Raw genomic sequence first — 20,048 nt, 5'->3', positions numbered from 1 at the left:
AATGTGGGGTCGGCAGCTTAGCGGGCAACGGCCTGTGGCCGTCGCGACTCGCGTCACGCCGCCGCACGCGTCGCTCAGCGCGGATACAGCGGCGGCAACTGGCTCGGCTCGCGGGGTGTGCCCGACTGCAGGGCCGGCGGCAGGTCGCGGATCGCCTGCCAGAGGTCGTCGCCCTGCCAGTACTGGCCGCTCTCGCTGTAGAGCGCGCCGTTCAGGGCGTCGAGGGCGGCGGACAGGGGCACGTAGCGCGCCGCCATGGCGGCGAGGGTTTCCGGTTGCTGGCGGGCCCAGGCGTCGAGGGCCTGGCGGGTTGCCTGGGTGTCGTTGGCCTGGCAGGCGCGGCGCAGGTCGTCGAGCAGGCTGCGCGGGCTCGGCCCGGCGACGGCGCTGCGGATCGCCGGCTGGCGGCGGGCATGCCACCAGAGGCCGAAGCCGAGCAGGGTGGTGCAGAGCAGCAGGGCGCTGGCCAGCTGCCAGAGCCAGAGCGGCTGGCCGGGCAGGGCCAGGGGCGCGTCGAGGGTCTGCGGCGGTTCCGCGGCCAGTTCCGGGTTCGTCTCCACCACCAGGGTACGCGCCGGCAGGCGGGTGCGCTCCAGGCGTTCGTGGACGGTGTTCCACCACACCACTTCCTGCGCCGGCAGTTCGATCCGGCCGTCGCGGGTCGGCACCAGTGCCTCGCGCTCCTCGCGGCTGCCGATCAGGCCGCGTTCGCCGGGCTGATCGGTCAGCTGCGGCTGGTCCGGATAGCGGCGCAGGCCCTCGACCGGCAGGCTGGCCAGCGGCGGTAGTTGGGCGCCGCTCAGGCCGTCGGCCTTGAGGGTCAGTTGGCGGGTCAGCGAATCGCCGGCCCGTGCCTGTTCCGGCGCGGGGCTCCAGTTCTCGCTCAGGACGAGGGCGCGCGCCGGCAGCCAGGGTGCGTCGGCCGGGTATTCGGCCGGCTTGGCCCGGACCGTCAGGGGGATCGCCGGCGACTCGACGCGGATCTGCCGGCCACTGTGCGGGCCGAAGGGCAGCAGGCCGTCGCGGCCGGGGGCGCGGCTGACCTCGGTGGCGGTGAAGGACTGGGCGGGGATCAGCAGTTCGCCGCTGCGCTGGGGAAACAGCGCGTAGCGCACCTCGATCACCCCGTGGCGCACGCCGTTGACGCTGGTTTCGTAGGTGCGTGGCGCGCCGAGCGCCTCGATGTGGGCATCGGCCATCTGCAGCGGGCTCAGGTTGCTGTCGTCGTAGAGCGACACCGAATGGTAGATGCGCAGGGTGAGCACGACCTGGGCCTGCACGTAGATGCTTTCCCGGTCCAGGGTGGCGTCGATGAACACCGGCGCCAGCCTGGCCGGGTCGCTGTCCACCTCGCTTTTCTGCACCTGCAGGACGATTGCCCGGGTCTGCCGGTCACCCAGGCGCAGGGGCGGGATCGTCACCTGGCCGCGGCGCTTCGGCTGCAGGGTGACGATCCACTGGGTGGTGCTGCGGGAGTCGCCGGCGGTGCTGCTTGGACGGTTGACCTGGCGGGTGCCGAGCACCTCGAAGTGCTCATCCAGAGGGCTTAGGTCCGGCTTGCCGAGCGGAGTGGAATCGCTGCTTTCCAGGGTCAGCTCGAGGGTTTCGCCGGCGCCGAGGCGGGTGCGGTCGACCCGGGCGGTGAACTCCTCGGCCTGGGCCGTCCAGGCCAGCAGGCAGAGCAGGAGGGTGCAGAGCAGGCGGATCATGGGCTGGCTTCCCGGTGTTGTTGCTGTTCGTACCAGAATTTGCGCCGCAGCAACTCGCCGGGATTGTCCGGGATCTGCCGCAGCCACTGTTCCAGGGCCTGGCGGCGTTCGGCGGCGAACGGCTCCTCCGGGGTCGCCTCGGCGACCTGGCCGGAGCCTGGCGGCGCCTCGCCCGTGGCCTGCGCTCCGTCCTGGGCCGTTCCGGGCGCTCCCGGCTGCGCCGGTGCGCTGTCCGCCGCGGCGTCCTCGCTCGTTCCGGGCGCGGGCGTATCCGCCTGGCCGTCGTTCTGCCCGCTGCTCTGCCCGGACGGGCTGTCTTGGCCTGGCTGGCCCGATGGCTGCTCGGCAGCGCTGTCGGCGTCCGGCGGCGGCGCCTGCTGCTGGCGCTGGCGCAGCAGTTCCTCGATCAGGGCCTTGTTGTGCAGTGCCGGTTCCAGCGCCGGCTGCAGTTCCAGGGCGCGCTCGTAGGCGTCCAGCGCGGCCTCCAGCTCGCCGGCCCGGGCCAGGGCGTTGCCGCGGTTGTAGTGGGCGGCGGCACCCTGGCCCTGGGCGAAGCGCTCGGCGGCGGCGGCGTAGTCGCCGGCCTGGTAGAGGGCCAGCCCCTGCCACTGGCTGTCCGCGAAGCGCCGTGCGGCCTCGTCCGGCTGGCCGGCCTGGAGCAGGATGCGGCCCTGCTGGTCGGGGCGCAGCCACAGGTCGGTGAACTCGAAGGCCTGGCCGGGCTGGGGCAGGACGAGCAGCAGGGGCAGGGCGAGCAGCCAGCCGCGCCGGCCGGCGCAGGCCGCCAGCAGGAGCAGCGGCAGCAGCAGCCAGTGGCCCTGGTCGGCCCAGGCGTCGAAGCGCGCCGTCTGGTCGCCCTCGCGCAGTAGTTGCGGACCCGCCAGCAGGCCCAGCTGGCGCAGGTCGCGGTCGTCCAGGCTGACGCTCTGGTAGCGCCCGCCGAGGTTGTCGGCGAAGCGCGCGAGGCCGGCGCTGTCCAGCCGGGCGAGGAGGATGGCGCCCTGGTCGTCCTTGAGGAAGGTGCCGTCCTCCTGGGCGATGGGCGCTCCGCCGGGACTGCCGATGCCGAGGATGGCGAGGCGTTCGCCGTCGCCGCCGAGTGCCCGGGCGATGCCCTGGCGCTCCTGTTCGTCCAGTTCGCTGCCGATCAAGAGCAGCTGGCCGCGGCCCTGGGCGCCCTGTTCGAGCAGGGCCAGGCCGCGGGCCACGGCAAGGTCGGCGTGCCGCCCGGCGACCGGCATGATCGGCGGGGCGAGGGCATCCAGCAGGTTGCGGATGGTTTCCAGATCGTCGGAGAGCGGCACCAGGGTGTGTGCGCTGCCGGCGTAGACGACCACCGCGGTCTGTGCCTCCTGGCGCGCCGCGAGCAGGTCGAGCAGCTTGTGCCTGGCCAGCGCCAGGCGGTTCGGCGCGACGTCGCCGGCGAGCATGTTCGGGGTCAGCTCGAGCAGCACCACCAGCGGGTCGGCGCGCTTCAGGGTGCTCTGCTCGATGCGCTGCCAGCTCGGCCCGAGCAGGGCCAGCAGGGCGAGCAGCCAGGCCAGGCCGAGGGCGATCCACGGCAGGCGGCTGCCGCGCCCGGCGCGCGCGCCGAGCAGCGCCGGGTGGAAGGCCGGCGGCAGCAGCAGCTCCCAGCGGCCGGCGCGCCGCTCGCGGTGCCAGAGCCGCCAGAGCAGCCAGGCGAGCAGGGGCAGCAGGAGCAGCCAGCCGGGGCGCAGCCAGTGTGGCCAGAGGACGCTCATCGGCGTGCTCCGCCCAGACGGGCGCGCGGCGGCCACAGGGTGCGGGCCACCGGCAGCAGGCCGATCAGCAGCGCCGCGGCCAGCGGCCAGGGGTACAGCGGACGGGCCGGGCGTGCCTGGCTCGGCGGCTGGGCGACCGGCTCCAGGCGGTCGAGGGTTTCCTCGATGGCGTGCAGCTCCTCGGTGCTGCGGGCGCGGAAATAGGTCCCGCCGGTCTGTTCGGCGATGGCGCGCAGGGTCGGCTCGTCGAGGTCGAGCCCCGGCGTCAGGCCGAGCAGGCCGGGCAGGCCGTTCTGCCGGGGATCGGCGCCGATGCCGATGGTATGGATGCGTACTCCTTCCTCGGCGGCCAGGCGGGCGGCGACCTGCGGGTCGATCTCGCCGGCGGTGTTGGCGCCGTCGGTGACCAGCACCAGCACGCGGCTCTGCGCCGGGCGCAGGCGCAGGCGCTTGAGGCCCAGGCCGATGGCGTCGCCGAGGGCGGTGTTCTTGCCGGCGATGCCGATCATGGCTTCCTCCAGCCAGGTGCGCACGGTCTGCCGGTCGAAGGTCAGCGGCGCCTGCAGGTAGGCCTGGCTGCCGAACAGGATCAGCCCGACGCGGTCGCCCCGGCGGTCCTCGATGAACTGGCCGAGCAGGCGCTTGACCAGCTCCAGGCGGCTGATGGTTTCGTCCTGCCACTGCATGTCGGCGTATTCCATGGAGCCGGAAACATCCACTGCCAGCAGCAGATCGCGGCCGCTGGTGGGCAGCGGCAGGGGTTCGCCGACCCATTCGGGACGGGCGCCGGCGGTGAGCAGCAGCAGCCAGAGCAGGACGAAAGGCGCCTGTTGCCGCCAGCCCGGCAGGCGCAGGCGGGCGCGGCGGCCGCTGAGACTCTCCAGTTCATCGAGGAAGGCCACCTTGAGCGCGGCCTCGCCGCTGTCGGCCGGCGGCAGCAGCAGGCGCAGCAGCCAGGGCAGCGGGGCGAGCAGGAAGACCCAGGGCCAGACGAATTCAAACATGCCGGCGGATCCAGATTTCCACGGACTGGTAGAGCCCGTCGATGGCCTTGTCGTCGAGCCGGCACTCGGCGCGGTAGCCGCCTTCCACCAGGATCATCCAGCGGGTCAGGCCGGCGGCCGGACAGCGGCTGTCGAGATAGGCCAGCCAGGCGCGGCCGCTCAGGGTGTGGCTGTGGTTGTCCGGGTAGTGGGCGCGGCACAGGCGCTTGAGCAGCGCGTTGAGCTGCTGCAGCCAGGGGCCGGCCGGCACGTCGTAGGGTTTGCGCAGCTGCGCCAGCTCCTCCAGGGCGGCGACGCGCAGCGGGTCGAGGACCTGCGCCGGCGTCGGCTCGGCGCGCCGGCGCGGACGCCGCCACTGCAGCCAGCAGAAGGCGGCGAGGGAGACGAGGGCGACCAGCGCCAGCAGCCACCAGCCAGGCGCCGGCGGCCACCAGCGAATGGCCGGCGGGGGGATCAGCGGTTGCAGGTTGTCGAGCGGGTTCATGGCTGGCCTGCCGGCCGCGGCTGCAGCCGCTCGCGCAGCTGCTCGACCAGCTCGAACTGGGTGCTGAGCGGCATCAGCAGGCTGCCGAGGCGTTCGGCGAGGCGCTGCCAGCGCGCCTGGCGCGCCTGGCCGAGGGCGTGGTAGGCCTGGCGCAGCGCGCTGTCGTGGGTGTCCAGCTCCAGCTGCGCGCCGTCCTGGGCGAAGCGCAGCAGGCCGGCGGCGGGCAGGGCATGGTCGAGGGGGTCGGAGAGCGGCAGCAGCAGCAGCTCGCTGTGCCGGCCGAGCAGCAGCAGCTGGCGCTCGGCGGTGTCGGACAGCGCCCGCTCGTCGCACAGCACCACCACCAGGCTGCCCGGGCGCAGCACCTCGCGGGCGCGGCGCAGGGCCAGGCCGAAGCCGTCCGGCTCGTCCGGCAGTTCGCCGTGCAGCGCATGGTTGGCGCGCACCAGGCGGTTGAGCAGCTGCAGCAGGCTCTGCTTGCTGCGCCGCGGCTTGATCTCGTGGGGCGCGCTGCTGCCGAACACCAGCCCGCCGACCCGGTCGTTGTGCTCCAGGGCGGCCCAGCCGATCAGCGCCGCGGCCTGGGCGGCGAGCACCGACTTGAACTGCCGCGAGGAGCCGAAGAACAGCTGCCGGCTCTGCTCGACGAGGATGAAGATCGGCCGCTCGCGTTCTTCGTGGAACAGCTTGGTGTGCGGTTCCTGGGTGCGCGCGGTGACCCGCCAGTCGATGTTGCGCACGTCGTCGCCGGCCTGGTAGACACGCACCTGGTCGAAGTCCACGCCACGCCCGCGCAGCCGCGAGTGGTGCGCGCCGAGCAGCATGCTGCGCCGGGCGGTGCTGGAGAACAGCTGCACCTCGCGCACCCGGTGGCGGATCTCGATCAGCTCGGCCAGGTTCACCCGGATGCCGTCCGGAGCCGGGCGTGGTCCGCCTGCCGCCTGCGGCTGCATCAGGCCACCGCCACCACGTCGAGGATGCGCTGGATGACCCGGTCCTGGTCGACCCCGGCGGCCTCGGCCTCGAAGGAGAGGATCAGGCGGTGGCGCAGCACGTCGAACAGCACCGTCTGGATGTCCTCCGGGCTGACGAAGTCGCGTCCGGCCAGCCAGGCGTGGGCGCGCGCGCAGCGGTCGAGGGCGATGGAGCCGCGCGGGCTGGCGCCGTAGGTCAGCCATTCGCCCAGCTCGGCGTCGAAGCGCGCCGGCGTGCGCGAGGCCATCACCAGCTGCACCAGGTATTCCTCCACCGCATCGGCCATGTACAGGCCGAGGATCTCCTTGCGCGCGGCGAAGATCGCCTGCTGGCTGAGCCGCTGCTCGGGCTTGGTCTCGCCGTGCAGCGCCTCGCCGCGGGCCTGCTGGAGGATCTTGCGTTCCACCGCGGCGTCCGGGAAGCCGATCTTCACGTGCATGAGGAAGCGGTCGAGCTGGGCCTCGGGCAGCGGGTAGGTGCCTTCCTGCTCGATGGGGTTCTGGGTGGCCATCACCAGGAACAGCGGCGACAGCTCGTAGGTGCGCCGGCCGATCGACACCTGGCGCTCGGCCATGGCCTCGAGCAGCGCCGACTGGACCTTGGCCGGGGCGCGGTTGATCTCGTCGGCCAGCACCAGGTTGTGGAAGATCGGTCCCTGCTGGAAGACGAAGCTCCCGGTTTCCGGGCGGTAGATCTCGGTACCGGTGATGTCCGCCGGCAGCAGGTCGGGAGTGAACTGGATGCGATGGAATTCCGCCTCGATGCCCTCGGCCAGGTCCTTGATCGCCTTGGTCTTGGCCAGGCCGGGGGCGCCCTCGACCAGCAGGTGGCCGTCGGCGAGCAGGGCGACGAGCAGACGGTCGATCAGCTTTTCCTGGCCGAGGATCTGGCCGGCCAGGTATTGCCGCAGTGCCACTAGCGCTTCTCGGTGATCCATCTCTCTACACTTCCGCAAAAGGACCGCAGGTCTTGGCTGCCACAGGGCAGCGGGCGCCACTTTAAAACAAAACCTGGCGCCGCGCTGCCGTACCGATGGCCATATCAGTCCTCCTCCCGGGTGGTCGCATCGAGGCGATTGTAGATGAGCACGCGGCGCCGAAGCTGCGAGCGATCGGCATGGCGCGCCCGGCGTGGCCCGCGCTCGGGCAGCGGGCCGGCATGGAGAGGGGGCCGGGGCCGCCTATGCTGCATGCAGGAACCCTTTCAGGAGTACGACCATGGCGTTCTTCACGGCCGACAGCAAGGCCGATTTCCTGGTGCAGTTGCAGGCCGCCTTGGGGGCGCAGCTGGACGAGCGGCTGCTGCCGCAGGTGATGCTGTTCGCCGAAGAGTTCTTCGCCATGACCGCTCTCGACGAGCTGACCGAGCGGCGCCTGCCCGACCTGGTCGGCAGCACCCTGTCGGCCTGGCGCCTGCTCGAGCGCTTCGACCCGGCGCAGCCGGAGGTGACGGTCTTCAATCCCGACTACGAGAAGCACGGCTGGCTGTCCAGCCACAGTGTGGTCGAGGTGCTGCACTTGGACATGCCCTTTCTGGTCGACTCGCTGCGCATGGAGCTGAACCGTCACGGCCACGGCATCCACAGCCTGCAGGGCGGGGTGTTCGGCGTGCGCCGCAACGCCGCCGGCGAGCTGTTGGAGATCCTGCCTCGCGGCAGCCGTGGCGACGGGGTGCGCCAGGAGGCGCTGATCGCCGCCGAGATCGACCGCTGCGCCAGCCTGGGCGAGCAGCGCGCGCTGGAGCAGGCGATACAGGCGGTGTTCGGCGAGGTGCGCCTGGCGGTCGCCGACTTCGAGCCGATGACCTCCTGCATGCGGGCGCTGCTGGATTGGCTGGAGCGGGCGCAGCTCCAGGTGGGCGCCGAGGAGCTGGCGGAGATCAAGGTGTTCCTGCGCTGGCTGCTGGAGGACCATTTCACCTTCCTCGGCTACGAGGAGTTCAGCGTGGCGGACATGCCGGACGGCGGCGGGCGCATCGTCTACGACGAGCGTTCCCTGCTGGGCCTGAGCAAGCTTCTGCGCACGGGACTGGATCCTGCCTGGCTGCAGATCGAGCCGGAAGCCCTCAGCTACCTGCGCGAGCCGCTGCTGCTGTCCTTCGCCAAGGCCTCGCAGCCGGCGCGGGTGCACCGCCCGGCCTATCCCAACTATATCTCCCTGCGCGAGCTGGACGAGGCCGGCCGGGTGATCCGGGAGTACCGCTTCATGGGCCTGTACACCGCTTCGGTGTACAACGAGAGCGTCCGCCACATCCCCTATATCCGCCGCAAGGCCGCGGAGATCGAGCGGCGCGCCGGCTTCGACAGCACCAGTCACCTGGCCCGCGAACTCAGCCAGGTGCTCGAGGTGCTGCCGCGCGACGATCTGTTCCAGACGCCCCTCGACGAGCTGTTGCGCACCGCGATCAGCATCGTGCAGATCCAGGAGCGCAACCGCCTGCGCCTGTTCCTGCGCAAGGACCCCTACGGGCGCTTCGTCTACGGCCTGGCCTACGTGCCGCGGGACATCTACTCCACGGAGATCCGCCAGAAGATGCAGCAGCTGCTGATGGAGCGCCTGAAGGCCAGCGACTGCGAGTTCTGGGTGTATTTCTCCGAATCCATCCTGGCCCGGGTGCAGTTCATCCTGCGCGTCGATCCCAAGGTACGGCTGGATTTCGATCCCCAGCGCCTGGAGCAGGAGATGATCCGCGCCTGCCGCTCCTGGCGGGACGAATACGCCAGCCTGATGGTGGAGAGCTTCGGCGAGGCCCAGGGCACCGGCCTTTTGGCGGACTTTCCGCAGGGCTTTCCGGCCGGCTACCGGGAGCGCTTCGCGCCCCACTCGGCGGTGGTCGACATGCAGCACCTGCTCTCCCTGGGCGACGAGCGGCCCCTGGTGATGAGTTTCTACCAGCCGCTGCGCCAGGGCGACCAGCAACTGCACGGCAAGATCTACCATCCGGACACCCCGCTGCCGCTGTCCGACGTCCTGCCGATCCTCGAGAACCTCGGCCTGCGCGTGCTCGGCGAGTTCCCCTTCCCGCTGCGCCGCCGCGACGGCCGCGAGTTCTGGATCCACGACTTCTCCTTCACCTGCGCCGGCGGGGCGGAGGTGGACCTCCAGCAGCTCAACGACACCCTGCAGGACGCCTTCATCCACATCGTCCGCGGCGACGCCGAGAACGACGCCTTCAACCGCCTGGTGCTGAGCGCCGCGCTGCCGTGGCGCGAGGTCGGCCTGCTGCGCGCCTACGCCCGCTATTTGAAGCAGGTCCGCCTGGGCTTCGACCTCGGCTACGTCGCCGCCGCCCTGCTCAACCACAGCGACATCGCCCGCGAGCTGGTGCGCCTGTTCCGCACCCGCTTCTACCTGGCGCGGCGCATCGCCGGCGAGGACCTGGAGGACAAGCAGCAGCGCCTGGAGCAGGCCATCCTCGGCGCCCTGGACAAGGTCGAGGTGCTCAACGAGGACCGCATCCTGCGCCGCTACCTAGAGCTGATCAAGGCCACCCTGCGCACCAACTTCTACCAGCCGGATGCCGCCGGCCAGGCCAAGAGCCACTTCAGCCTCAAGCTCGACCCGCGGGCGCTCTCCGAGCTGCCGCGGCCGGTGCCGCGCTTCGAGATCTTCGTCTACTCGCCGCGGGTCGAGGGCGTGCATTTGCGCGGCGGCAAGGTGGCCCGCGGCGGCCTGCGCTGGTCGGACCGCGAGGAGGACTACCGCACCGAGGTGCTCGGCCTGGTCAAGGCCCAGCAGGTGAAGAACGCGGTGATCGTGCCGGTCGGCGCCAAGGGCGGCTTCGTGCCGCGGCGCCTGCCGGTCGGCGGCAGCCGGGACGAGATCCAGGCCGAGGCGATCGCCTGCTACCGGATCTTCGTCTCGGCCCTCTTGGACGTCACCGACAACCTCAGGGAAGACGAGGTGGTGCCGCCGGCCAGCGTGCTGCGCTACGACGGCGACGACCCCTACCTGGTGGTGGCCGCCGACAAGGGCACGGCGAGCTTCTCCGACATCGCCAACGGCATCGCCGCCGACTACGCCTTCTGGCTCGGCGACGCCTTCGCGTCCGGCGGCTCCAGCGGCTACGACCACAAGAAGATGGGTATCACCGCCCGCGGCGCCTGGGTCGCCGTGCAGCGCCATTTCCGCGAGCGCGGCATCGACGTGCAGAAGGACCCGATCAGCGTGATCGGCATCGGCGACATGTCCGGCGACGTGTTCGGCAACGGTCTGCTGCAGTCGCAGAGCGTGCGCCTGCTGGCGGCCTTCGACCACCGCCACGTGTTCGTCGATCCCGAGCCGGACCCGGCGCAGAGCTTCGCCGAGCGGCGCCGGCTGTTCGAGCTGCCGCGCTCCTCCTGGGCCGACTACGATACGGCGCTGATCTCGACCGGCGGCGGGGTGTTCCCGCGCAGCGCCAAAAGCATCCGGATCAGCCCGCAGATGCGCGAGCGCTTCGCCATCGCCGCCGAGCGGCTGACTCCCGCCGAGCTGATCAGCGCCCTGCTCAGGGCGCCGGTCGACCTGCTGTGGAACGGCGGCATCGGTACCTACGTGAAGTCCAGCCAGGAGAGCCACGCGGACATCGGCGACAAGGCCAACGACGCGGTGCGGGTCAACGGCAGCGAGCTGCGCGCCAAGGTGGTGGGCGAGGGCGGCAACCTGGGCTTCAGCCAGCTCGGCCGGGTCGAATACTGCCTCAAGGGCGGCGCCGGCAACACCGACTTCATCGACAACGCCGGCGGGGTTGACTGTTCCGACCACGAGGTGAACATCAAGATCCTGCTCGGCAAGGTGCTCGCCGCCGGCGACATGACCGGCAAGCAGCGCGACCAGCTGCTCCACGAGATGACCGATGCGGTGGCCCAGCTGGTGCTGAACAACATCTACAAGCAGACCCAGGCGCTGTCCCTGGCCGAGCGCCGCGCGCGCCTGCATCCGGGCGAGTACCGCCGGCTGATCGACGCCCTGGAGCATGACGGGCGGCTGGATCGCGCCCTGGAATTCCTGCCCTCCGACGAGCAGCTCGCCGAGCGCCTCGCCAGCGGCACCAGCCTGACCCGCCCGGAGCTGGCGGTGCTGATCTCCTACAGCAAGATCGACCTCAAGGAGTCGCTGCTGGACTCCAGGGTGCCGGACGACGACTACCTCATCCGCGACATGGAGAGCGCCTTCCCGACGCTGCTGGTGGAGCGCTTCGGCGCGCTGATGCGCAGCCACCGGCTGCGCCGGGAGATCGTCGCCACGCAGATCGCCAACGACCTGGTCAACCACATGGGCATCACCTTCGTGCAGCGCCTCAAGGAGTCCACCGGCATGGATGCTGCGGCGGTGGCCGAGGCCTATGTGATCGTCCGCGACATCTTCCACCTGCCGTACTGGTTCCGGCAGATCGAGGCGCTGGACCACCAGGTCCCTGCCGAATTGCAGCTGACCCTGATGGACGAGCTGACCCGCCTGGGCCGGCGCGCCACCCGCTGGTTCCTGCGCAATCGCCGCGGCGAGCTGGACGCCGCCCGCGACGTGGCGCACTTCGGCCCGCAGGTCGCCGCCCTCGGCCTCAAGCTCGACGAGCTGCTCGAAGGCAGCACTCACAAGCAGTGGCAGCTGCGTTACCGCGCCTATGCCGAGGCCGGGGTGCCGGAGCTGCTGGCACGGCTGGTCGCCGGCACCGGCTACCTTTACACCCTGTTGCCGATCCTCGAGGCGGCCGACGTCACCGGGCGCGAGCCGGCGGTGGTGGCGACCGCGCACTTCGCCGTCGGCGGCGCCCTGGAGCTGCCCTGGTACCTGCAGCAGATCACCAACCTGCCGGTCGAGAATCAGTGGCAGGCGCTGGCCCGGGAAGCGTTCCGCGACGACATGGACTGGCAGCAGCGGGCGATTACCATCGCCCTGCTGCAGATGGTCGACGGTCCGGAGGATATCGAGGCGCGGGTAGCGCTCTGGCTGGAGCAGAACCAGCCGGCGGTCGAGCGCTGGCGGGCGACCCTGGCCGAGCTGCGCGCGGCCGGTGGCGCGGACTATGCCATGTTCGCGGTGGTCAACCGCGAGCTGGCGGATCTGGCGCAGAGCGGCGCGCGCGGGGCCTGAAGAATGGCCCCGCTGGCGTCGGCTCAGCGAGCCTGGCTGGAGAGCTCCCGCCGGGGGCGGAAGCGCTGGCCGTGTTCGGGCAGCCAGCGGTAGAAGAAATAGAACTCGAAGAGCGTGGGGTGGGAGCAGTGGCAGAGGAAGTGGGTGGAGGACTCCTGGAAACCACTTTCGCACTGCAGATAACCCAGATCGATCATCGGCGAGAGCGCCTCCCGCTCCTCGGTACTCACCCATACCCGCTTGCCGCGGATCAGGTCGACCACCAGGCTGCACAGTTTGGCGAGGGTGGCGGTTCCCCGGGGGGGGGCGGTATCTGCCGGGGCGGGAGGGGCATCCACGATCCGGTTGGCCGGCTTGAATCTGAATGGCAGGCCGGTCTTTCGCCATTGTCTGGCCATTGCAAACATCTCCTTGTCGAGCACAGTCCATGTCCCTAACAGCTGGCGGATACCGGCTGCGGCCAGGAAAGCCACGCCGCGAGCGGTTTCCGCACCCCGCCACTTTACCTGAGGCGAGTGCAATTACGACCGGGAGAGTAAAAAAAGGTTTGACCAATGCCGCGGGAAACTAGTGTCTGGAGCCGACCAGGGCGCTGTTCTCGGCGGGGCGATGCCGGGCCGCCGGGGCAGGCCCGGGGGCGGCCGGCTATTCGGCCGGTTTGGCCAGCTGCTGCAGCAGGGCCTCGTGGAAGCGCTCCGGCGCCTGGATCTGCGGGGAATGGCCGAGGTCGGCGAAGGTCTGCAGGGTGGCTCCGGGAATGCGCTTGGCCGCTTCCCAGGACAGCCGCCGATAGTCGCCGAGCAGCGGGCGCAGTTCGGGCGCCACCGCGTCCTTGCCGATGGCGGTGTTGTCCTTCTCGCCGATCAGCAGCAGGGTCGGTACCTTCAGCTGCTCGAACTCGTAGTACACTGGCTGGGTGTAGATCATGTCGTAGGTCAGTGCCGAGTTCCACGCCACGCGCTGCTTGCCCGGCCCCTGGAACAGGCCGGCCTGCATCTCCACCCAGCGGTCGAACTCGGGGCGCCACTGGCCGGCGTAGTAGGTGCTGAGCTGGTAGTTGCGGATGCCCTCGGCGCTGGTCTCGAGTTCGCGGGCGTACCACTGGTCCACCGTGCGGTAGGGCACGCCGACCGCCTTCCAGTCCTCCAGGCCGATGGGATTGACCAGCACCAGGCGCTCCAGTTGTTTGGGATAGAGCAGGGCGAAGCGGGTGGCGAGCATGCCGCCCATGGAGTGGCCCATGAGGCTGTAGCGCGCAAGGCCCAGGGATTCCAGCAGCGCCCGGGTGTTGGCCGCCAGCTGTTGGAAGCTGTACTGGTAGTGCGCAGGCTTGCTGGATTTGCAGAAGCCGATCTGGTCCGGCGCCACCACCCGGTAGCCGGCCTTGGACAGGGCGGCGATGCTGCCTTCCCAGGTCGCCGCGCAGAAGTTCTTGCCGTGCAGCAGGACCAGGGTGTGGCCGTTGGGTTCGGCCGGCTGCACGTCCATGTAGGCCATCTTCAGCGACTGGCCCTGGGATTCGAGGGTGAAGTACTGGACCGGGTGGGGGTAGTCGAAGCCTTCCAGCTCGGGGCCGTAGAGCGGGGACTCGGCCGCCATGGCGGCGGGCAGGCTCAGGGCCAGCAGGGCGGGGTACGAGCGGCGGGACAGGGACAGCTCCTTCATGAACATCTCCTTGGGGCGGTGGCTGGCGGGCTCAGCCGGGCGCGCTGTCCGCGGCCGGCAGCAGCCCGGCGAGAAAGCCGGTCACGTCCGGTGCGCCGGCCTGGTAGAGCCCTTCGCCGAGGGCGTTGGCCGCCGGATGGCGGCGGGGCAGCAGGAGGAACTCGGGGGCGCCGCTGCGGCGAAGCAGGGCGAGGCGGGCATAGGGCATGCCCTGGTCGAGCAGCAGGCCCATGAAGGCCGGATCGCTCCAGGCCTGCGCCGGCATGGCCAGCACGTGGTAGCGCCGGCGCAGGCCGGCCAGGCCGCTTTCGCTCAGCCGGTAGCGGGTCAGCTCGGCAGGCTGGACGACCTCCAGGCCGCGCCGCCGCGCATAGGCGACGGCCGCGGCGAAGGCCGCCAGTTGTTGCGGCTCGCCGGCCCAGAACAGCCGTTCGCCACGCCAGCCGGCCTGGCGCAGCTGCAGGCGGCCGGCCTCGGGAAAGCCGGCCACGGCCTGGCCGAGGGTGCGCACGAAGTCCTTGTAACCGATGATCCGCACGGCGCGGCATTCGGGGGTCGCGCTGTAGGCCTCGAGGCCGTCGTACTGCGCGGCCTGCGGGTCCTTGCCGACCAGGCCGTCGACCTGGCGCAGGTCGATGCCGTCCAGGCTGCGCTGTTCCCGCTCGACGAGGCGCATCAGCACCGTGCGGGCTGCGGCCTTGTCCTCCTGGACCGGCCCGGACAGGGCGTCGCGTGGCAGCTCGACCAGCCGGTGCAGGGGCGGGTCGGCCTGCCACCAGATGCTTTCCTGCACCGGCGGCAGCGGCTGGAAGGGCAGGCGCAGCGCGCGGGCCTTGTGCAGCAGCTGACGTGGCGTATGCCTCCCCGGGCCCAGGCCCAGGCGCTGGGCGAGTGCGACGAGGCTCGGTGGCAGGAAAGACATGCTTGGACGATCCATTGACAGGCTGGGGCGGGCAGTTTGGCAGATGACCGGGCAGGTGCCTACCCTGAGTGCTGGTGTCGAGTCCTGCAATCGAGCCGTGTCACAGATGAAACGGCGCCGACGAATTTTTTCCGGCCCCGCTGTCGGAAAGCACAGGGATTTGCCTATCCATCATCAGCTTCAGGAGGAGCATTCGTCATGAGCACACGCCGTCAACTTCTTTCCGCCGTCGCAGCCGGGACCGCCGTGCTGGCGGCCTCGCCCCTGTTCGCGCAGGCACAGGGCCCCGGGTCGCTGCTGCCGACCCCGGGTACGCCAGGCAGCGGACCGGTACCGACCAACGCGCCGATCGCCGGCGGCAAGTTTCGTCCGTTCAGTCGCATCGGTCTGGGCGGCGTGGCCATCGGCAACGGCTTCGCGCCGGCCAGCGGCGAGCAGAGCCAGGCCACGCTGCAGGCCGCCTTCGCGGCCGGGGTCCGCTATTTCGACACCTCGCCCTGGTATGGCCTGGGCCTCGGCGAGCGCCGCTTCGGCCACTTCCTGCACGACCTGAAACGCGAGGAATACGTGCTGTCGACCAAGGTGGGCCGCCTGTTGAGCGCGACCGACAGCCCGCCGAAGACGATGTGGCAGGAGCCTTCGCCCTTCGCCTACCGCTACGACTACAGCGCGGAGGGCGTACGCCGCTCGATCGAGGACAGCCTGCAGCGGCTCGGCGTCTCGTACCTCGACATCGTGTTCATCCACGACCTGTCGCCCGACAACCGCGATATGGGCGAGCGCTGGAGCGAATACTTCGAGCAGGCGGCCAGGGGAGCGATCCCGGAGCTGTCGCGGATGCGCAGGGAGGGTCTGATCAAGGCCTGGGGCTTCGGCGTCAACCATCCCGCGCCGGCGCTGCGGGCGCTGGAGGCCGGCGATCCGGACATCTTCCTGCTGGCCTGCCAGTATTCGCTGCTCGACCATCGGGAGGCGCTCGACAAGACCTTCCCGCAGCTCGCCAGGCGCGGCGTCTCGGTGGTGGTGGGCGCGCCGCTGCTCGCCGGCTACCTGGCCGGGCGTGACCGCTACCTCTACGCCGGCAGCGTTCCTGCCTGGGCGCCGGAGAAGCGCGCGCGGATCATGGCGGTCGCCGAGCGCCACGGCATCGACCTGCGCACTGCCGCCCTGCAGTTCGCCGCCGCCCATCCGCTGGTTTCCGCCGTCATCCCCGGCGCCCGCACGCCCGAGCAGGTGCAGGCCAACGTGCAGTCGATGCAGATCGCGATCCCCGGCGAGTTCTGGGAAGCGCTCAAGCGCGAGCAACTGATCGCGCCGAACGCGCCGGTGCCCGCTCAGGCCTGAGGTGCCGCGCCGATGGGCCGGGCGGGATTCGGAGGCCTGCGCCGAAATCGCTGCGGCGAATCGACCAAACAGGCCCCGGAAGCGTGCGGCGTGGCTATAATCGCCGCCCCACGCCAACCGCCGAGTCACGCCTGCCCATGTACAACCTGGCCCGCCAGCTGCTGTTCAAACTGTCCCCGGAAACCGCCCACGAACTGTCCATCGGCCTGCTCGGGGCGGGTGGCCGGCTGAGCCTCAACGGTCTGCTGTGCCGCAAGCCGGCGAGCCTGCCGGTGCGGGTGATGGGCCTGGATTTCCCCAACCCGGTCGGCCTTGCCGCCGGGCTGGACAAGAACGGCGATGCCATCGACGGCCTCGCCCAGCTGGGCTTCGGTTTCATCGAGATCGGTACCGTGACGCCGCGGCCGCAGCCGGGCAATCCCAGGCCGCGGCTGTTCCGCCTGCCGGAGGCCGAGGCGATCATCAACCGCATGGGCTTCAACAACCAGGGTGTCGACCATCTGCTGGCGCGGGTCCAGGCCGCGCGCTACAGCGGCGTGCTCGGCATCAACATCGGCAAGAACTTCGACACCCCGGTCGAGCGGGCGGTGGACGACTACCTGATCTGCCTGGACCGGGTCTACCCGCATGCCAGCTATGTGACGGTCAACGTCAGTTCGCCGAATACCCCCGGCCTGCGCAGCCTGCAGTTCGGCGATTCGCTCCGCCAGCTGCTCGAGGCCCTGCGCCAGCGCCAGGAGGAGCTGGCCGGGCGCCACGGCCGGCGCGTGCCGCTGGCGATCAAGATCGCCCCGGACATGAGCGACGAGGAAACCCAGCAGGTCGCCCGGGCGCTGCTGGACACCGGCATGGACGCGGTGATCGCCACCAACACCACCCTCGGCCGCGAGGGCATCGAGGGGCTGGCGCATGCCGGCGAGGCGGGCGGGCTGTCCGGTGCGCCGGTGCGCGAGAAGAGTACCCACACGGTGCGGGTGCTGGCCGGGGAGCTGGCCGGGCGGTTGCCGATCATCGCGGTCGGCGGCATCACCGAAGGCCGCCATGCGGCGGAGAAGATCGCCGCAGGGGCCAGTCTGGTGCAGATCTATACTGGTTTCATCTACAAGGGACCGGCGCTGATCCGCGAGGCGGTGGAGGCCATCGCCGCGGAGCAGGCCCGTTCGGCCAGGTCGCACTGAGCGCGATGAGAAAGGGCTCCCGAAGGAGCCCTGTGGTCTTGATGCCTGACGCCTGCAGCGGCGTTCAGGATGAGAATGCCGTGATCCCTCCGATCAGCTTACGGCTCGCAGTTGATTCAGGCGGTGAATGCCCGCAGTGCCGGTGAGGCCGTCCCAGTTATCACCGCGGCCCTCGCGCCAGCCGTTGAGCCAGGCCTGTCGCGTCGACGGGTGGGTGAAGGGACAGAGTTCGCGGGATTTGCCATGAATGCCGTTCTGATAGCCGCGCAGAAAAGCCCGTTCCAACGGATCACGTTTGAGTCTTCTCATAGGGTGTTGCCCTCACTGTTGACTGTTATGTCCCATTGGCCTCATGGCGAGACCGGGCAGCCTTGGCTGCCGACGAAACCGCTGCCGGCGTGGCGGTTTCTTCCCCCGCCGTTGCAGCGAGGGACTTGATTGATTTCTATCCAATGAGTTCTGGCCTGTGAATGACCGTTTTGTCATAAGAACGAAACTTTTTCGGCACTCAGGCGATAAGAATTCACGGAAAATTGCCGCTGGTTCGGCAAAACCCCGCTGATTTGGGGCCTTTCAAGCCGGATGGCGCGAATCTGCCGCCGGCGGGCTCCGTAGTTGTGCTCCATGGGCCATGCGACGAAGGGTCACGCCGCGGGCCTGCCATGATTGAACGGCGTGCCGTCTGGCGCGCGCTAATTGCCTGAGGCACTGGAAGATTCCCATGTCGGATCGTTACGAACTCGTTCTCACCTGCCCGAAGAGCCTCGAAGGCCTGCTCGCCGAGGAGGCGGCCGGCCTGGGCCTGGCCGAGGTCCGCGAGCAGGTCGCCGCGGTGCAGGGCCGGGGCGACCTGGAAACCGCCTACCGGCTGTGCCTCTGGTCGCGCCTGGCCAACCGCGTGCTGCTGGTGCTCGGACGCTTCCCGGTCGGCAACCCCGAAGAGCTGTACCTGGGCGTGCAGGCGGTCGACTGGCAGGATCACCTGCTGCCGACCGGCAGTCTGGCGGTGGAGTTCAGCGGCCACGGCTCGGGCATCGACAACAGCCATTTCGGCGCCCTCAAGGTCAAGGACGCCATCGTCGACCAGCTGCGCCGGCACAGCGGCCAGCGCCCCTCGGTGGACAAGCTCAATCCGGACCTGCGCATCCACCTGCGTCTGGACAAAGGCGAGGCGGTGCTGTCCCTGGATCTCTCCGGGCACAGCCTGCACCAGCGTGGCTACCGCCTGCAGCAGGGCGCCGCGCCGCTCAAGGAGAACCTCGCCGCGGCGATCCTGATCCGCGCCGGCTGGCCGCGTATCGCCGCCGAAGGCGGGGCGCTGGCCGACCCGATGTGCGGGGTCGGCACCTTCCTGGTCGAGGCGGGGATGATGGCCGCCGACCTCGCGCCCAACCTGAGGCGCGAGCACTGGGGCTTCAGCCGGTGGCTGGGGCATGTCCCGGCGCTGTGGAAGAAGCTGCATGCCGAGGCCGAGGCGCGCGCCGCCGCCGGGCTTTCCCGTCCGCCGCTGTGGATTCGCGGCTACGAGGCCGACCCGCGGCTGATTCAGCCGGCGCGCAACAACATCGAGCGCGCCGGGCTGGACGGCTGGGTGCGGGTCTACCAGGGCGAGCTGGCCACCTTCGAGCCGCACCCGGACCGCGGCCAGAGCGGCCTGGTGGTGTGCAACCCGCCCTATGGCGAGCGCCTCGGCGATCCGGCCAGCCTGCTCTATCTCTACCAGCATCTTGGCGAGCGCCTGCGCAGCCAGTGCGAGGGCTGGGAGGCGGCGGTGTTCACCGGCGCGCCGGAGCTGGGCAAGCGCATGGGCATCCGCAGTCACAAGCAGTACGCCCTGTGGAACGGCGCGCTGCCGTGCAAGCTGCTGCTGTTCAAGGTCGTGCCGGAGCAGTTCGTCACCGGGCGCAACGAGCCGGCGCCGAGCCAGGCGCGGATGATCGGCGGGCAGCTGGTGGAGCGTCCGCCGGCGGTGCGCAGCGAGCCGGCACGACTGTCCGAGGGCGGGCAGATGTTCGCCAACCGCCTGCAGAAGAACCTCAAGACCCTCGGCAAGTGGGCACGCCGCGAAGGCATCGAGTGCTATCGGCTGTACGATGCCGACATGCCGGAATACGCCCTGGCGGTGGACCTGTACCGCGACTGGGTGCACGTGCAGGAGTACGCGCCGCCGCGCTCGATCGACCCGGAAAAGGCCCAGGCACGCCTGCTCGACGCCCTGGCGGCGATCCCCCAGGCGCTGGACATCGACCCGGCCCGGGTGGTGATCAAGCGCCGCGAGCGCCAGGCCGGCAAGAGGCAGTACGAGCGCCAGGACCAGCAGGGCCGCTTCATGGAGGTCGGCGAGGGCGGCGTGAGGCTCTTGGTCAACCTCACCGACTACCTGGACACCGGGCTGTTCCTCGACCACCGCCCGCTGCGCCTGCGCATCCAGCGCGAGGCGGCCGGCAGGCGCTTCCTCAACCTGTACTGCTACACGGCGACGGCCACCGTGCATGCGGCCAGGGGCGGTGCGCGCAGCACCACCAGCGTCGACCTGTCGAAGACCTACCTCGACTGGGCGCGGCGCAACCTGGCGCTCAACGGCTTCTCCGACAAGCACCGGCTGGAGCAGGGCGACGTGATGGAATGGCTGGAGGCCGATCGCGGCGAATACGAGCTGATCTTCATCGACCCGCCGACCTTCTCCAACTCCAAGCGCATGGAAGGGGTGTTCGACGTGCAGCGCGACCATGTGCGCCTGCTCGACCTGGCCATGGCGCGGCTGGCCAGGGGCGGGGTGCTGTACTTCTCCAACAACTTCCGCAAGTTCCAGCTCGATCCCGGGCTCGAGCAGCGCTACACGGTGGAGGAGATCAGCGCGCAGACCCTGGATGCGGACTTCGCCCGCAACCCGAAGATCCACCGCGCCTGGCGGCTGCAGGCGAAACAGGACTGAGGGCGGCGGGCCGCTC

At 70.3% G+C, this 20,048-nt stretch carries 14 protein-coding genes; 4 read left to right on the top strand and 10 right to left on the bottom strand.

The features are described 5' to 3' along the window. Window positions 1–74: 74 nt before the first annotated feature. The 6 genes from ACG10_RS13720 to ACG10_RS13695 are packed head-to-tail and all read right to left on the bottom strand — an operon-like array spanning window position 75 to window position 6,851. Complete coding sequence (locus ACG10_RS13720) at window positions 75–1,709, bottom strand: BatD family protein (RefSeq protein ID WP_089168645.1); 1,635 nt, start codon at window positions 1,707–1,709, stop codon at window positions 75–77. Further along, window positions 1,706–3,451, bottom strand: coding sequence for a VWA domain-containing protein (locus ACG10_RS13715; protein ID WP_089168644.1), 1,746 nt, complete (start codon window positions 3,449–3,451; stop codon window positions 1,706–1,708). Before ACG10_RS13715 ends, ACG10_RS13720 begins: the two co-directional genes overlap by 4 nt. Beyond that, window positions 3,448–4,455: a vWA domain-containing protein gene (locus ACG10_RS13710; protein ID WP_089168643.1), complete on the bottom strand. Its 1,008-nt coding sequence runs from the start codon at window positions 4,453–4,455 to the stop codon at window positions 3,448–3,450. Before ACG10_RS13710 ends, ACG10_RS13715 begins: the two co-directional genes overlap by 4 nt. Further along, entirely contained in the window at window positions 4,448–4,939 is a 492-nt protein-coding gene (locus ACG10_RS13705) for a DUF4381 domain-containing protein (protein ID WP_089168642.1), read from the bottom strand. The genes ACG10_RS13710 and ACG10_RS13705 overlap by 8 nt, the downstream gene beginning before the upstream one ends. Next, window positions 4,936–5,892 (bottom strand): DUF58 domain-containing protein, encoded by a 957-nt coding sequence (locus ACG10_RS13700; RefSeq protein ID WP_089168641.1) that lies wholly within the window; start codon window positions 5,890–5,892, stop codon window positions 4,936–4,938. Before ACG10_RS13700 ends, ACG10_RS13705 begins: the two co-directional genes overlap by 4 nt. After that, window positions 5,892–6,851, bottom strand: coding sequence for an AAA family ATPase (locus tag ACG10_RS13695; protein ID WP_089168640.1), 960 nt, complete (start codon window positions 6,849–6,851; stop codon window positions 5,892–5,894). Before ACG10_RS13695 ends, ACG10_RS13700 begins: the two co-directional genes overlap by 1 nt. 280 nt (window positions 6,852–7,131) lie before the next feature. Between ACG10_RS13695 and ACG10_RS13690 the strand changes: the two genes are divergently transcribed. Continuing rightward, complete coding sequence (locus tag ACG10_RS13690; RefSeq protein ID WP_089168639.1) at window positions 7,132–11,988, top strand: NAD-glutamate dehydrogenase; 4,857 nt, start codon at window positions 7,132–7,134, stop codon at window positions 11,986–11,988. A 23-nt stretch (window positions 11,989–12,011) separates the two neighbouring features. Here ACG10_RS13690 and ACG10_RS13685 read toward each other — a convergent pair whose 3' ends face one another. From ACG10_RS13685 to ACG10_RS13675, 3 genes are all read right to left on the bottom strand, one after another. Then, a complete protein-coding gene (locus tag ACG10_RS13685; protein ID WP_039803174.1) occupies window positions 12,012–12,386 on the bottom strand; it encodes a hypothetical protein in 375 nt (124 codons plus the stop codon). Window positions 12,387–12,633: 247 nt separating this feature from the next. Then, the gene (locus ACG10_RS13680) at window positions 12,634–13,644 is read right to left on the bottom strand and encodes an alpha/beta fold hydrolase (RefSeq protein WP_408608444.1); all 1,011 of its coding nucleotides are present in this window, start codon (window positions 13,642–13,644) and stop codon (window positions 12,634–12,636) included. Between the two features lie 40 nt (window positions 13,645–13,684). Further along, window positions 13,685–14,575, bottom strand: coding sequence for a DUF6685 family protein (locus ACG10_RS13675; protein ID WP_232487113.1), 891 nt, complete (start codon window positions 14,573–14,575; stop codon window positions 13,685–13,687). Between the two features lie 198 nt (window positions 14,576–14,773). Here ACG10_RS13675 and ACG10_RS13670 point away from each other — a divergent pair, with 198 nt between their 5' ends. Next, window positions 14,774–15,919: an aldo/keto reductase gene (locus ACG10_RS13670; RefSeq protein WP_089168636.1), complete on the top strand. Its 1,146-nt coding sequence runs from the start codon at window positions 14,774–14,776 to the stop codon at window positions 15,917–15,919. A gap of 137 nt (window positions 15,920–16,056) precedes the next feature. Continuing rightward, window positions 16,057–17,097, top strand: a complete 1,041-nt coding sequence (locus ACG10_RS13665) for a quinone-dependent dihydroorotate dehydrogenase (RefSeq protein WP_089168635.1) — start codon at window positions 16,057–16,059, stop codon at window positions 17,095–17,097. Between the two features lie 93 nt (window positions 17,098–17,190). Here ACG10_RS13665 and rmf read toward each other — a convergent pair whose 3' ends face one another. Beyond that, window positions 17,191–17,406, bottom strand: a complete 216-nt coding sequence (gene rmf / locus ACG10_RS13660; protein ID WP_089168634.1) for a ribosome modulation factor — start codon at window positions 17,404–17,406, stop codon at window positions 17,191–17,193. A 412-nt stretch (window positions 17,407–17,818) separates the two neighbouring features. Between rmf and rlmKL the strand changes: the two genes are divergently transcribed. Then, window positions 17,819–20,032, top strand: coding sequence for a bifunctional 23S rRNA (guanine(2069)-N(7))-methyltransferase RlmK/23S rRNA (guanine(2445)-N(2))-methyltransferase RlmL (gene rlmKL, locus ACG10_RS13655; protein ID WP_089168633.1), 2,214 nt, complete (start codon window positions 17,819–17,821; stop codon window positions 20,030–20,032). Window positions 20,033–20,048: the final 16 nt, after the last annotated feature.

The sequence above is a fragment of the Azotobacter chroococcum genome (genome assembly GCF_002220155.1).
Lineage (GTDB): Bacteria > Pseudomonadota > Gammaproteobacteria > Pseudomonadales > Pseudomonadaceae > Azotobacter > Azotobacter chroococcum.
Note: the sequence above shows the minus strand (reverse complement) of the source record. Positions and strands in the feature narration are given on the sequence as shown.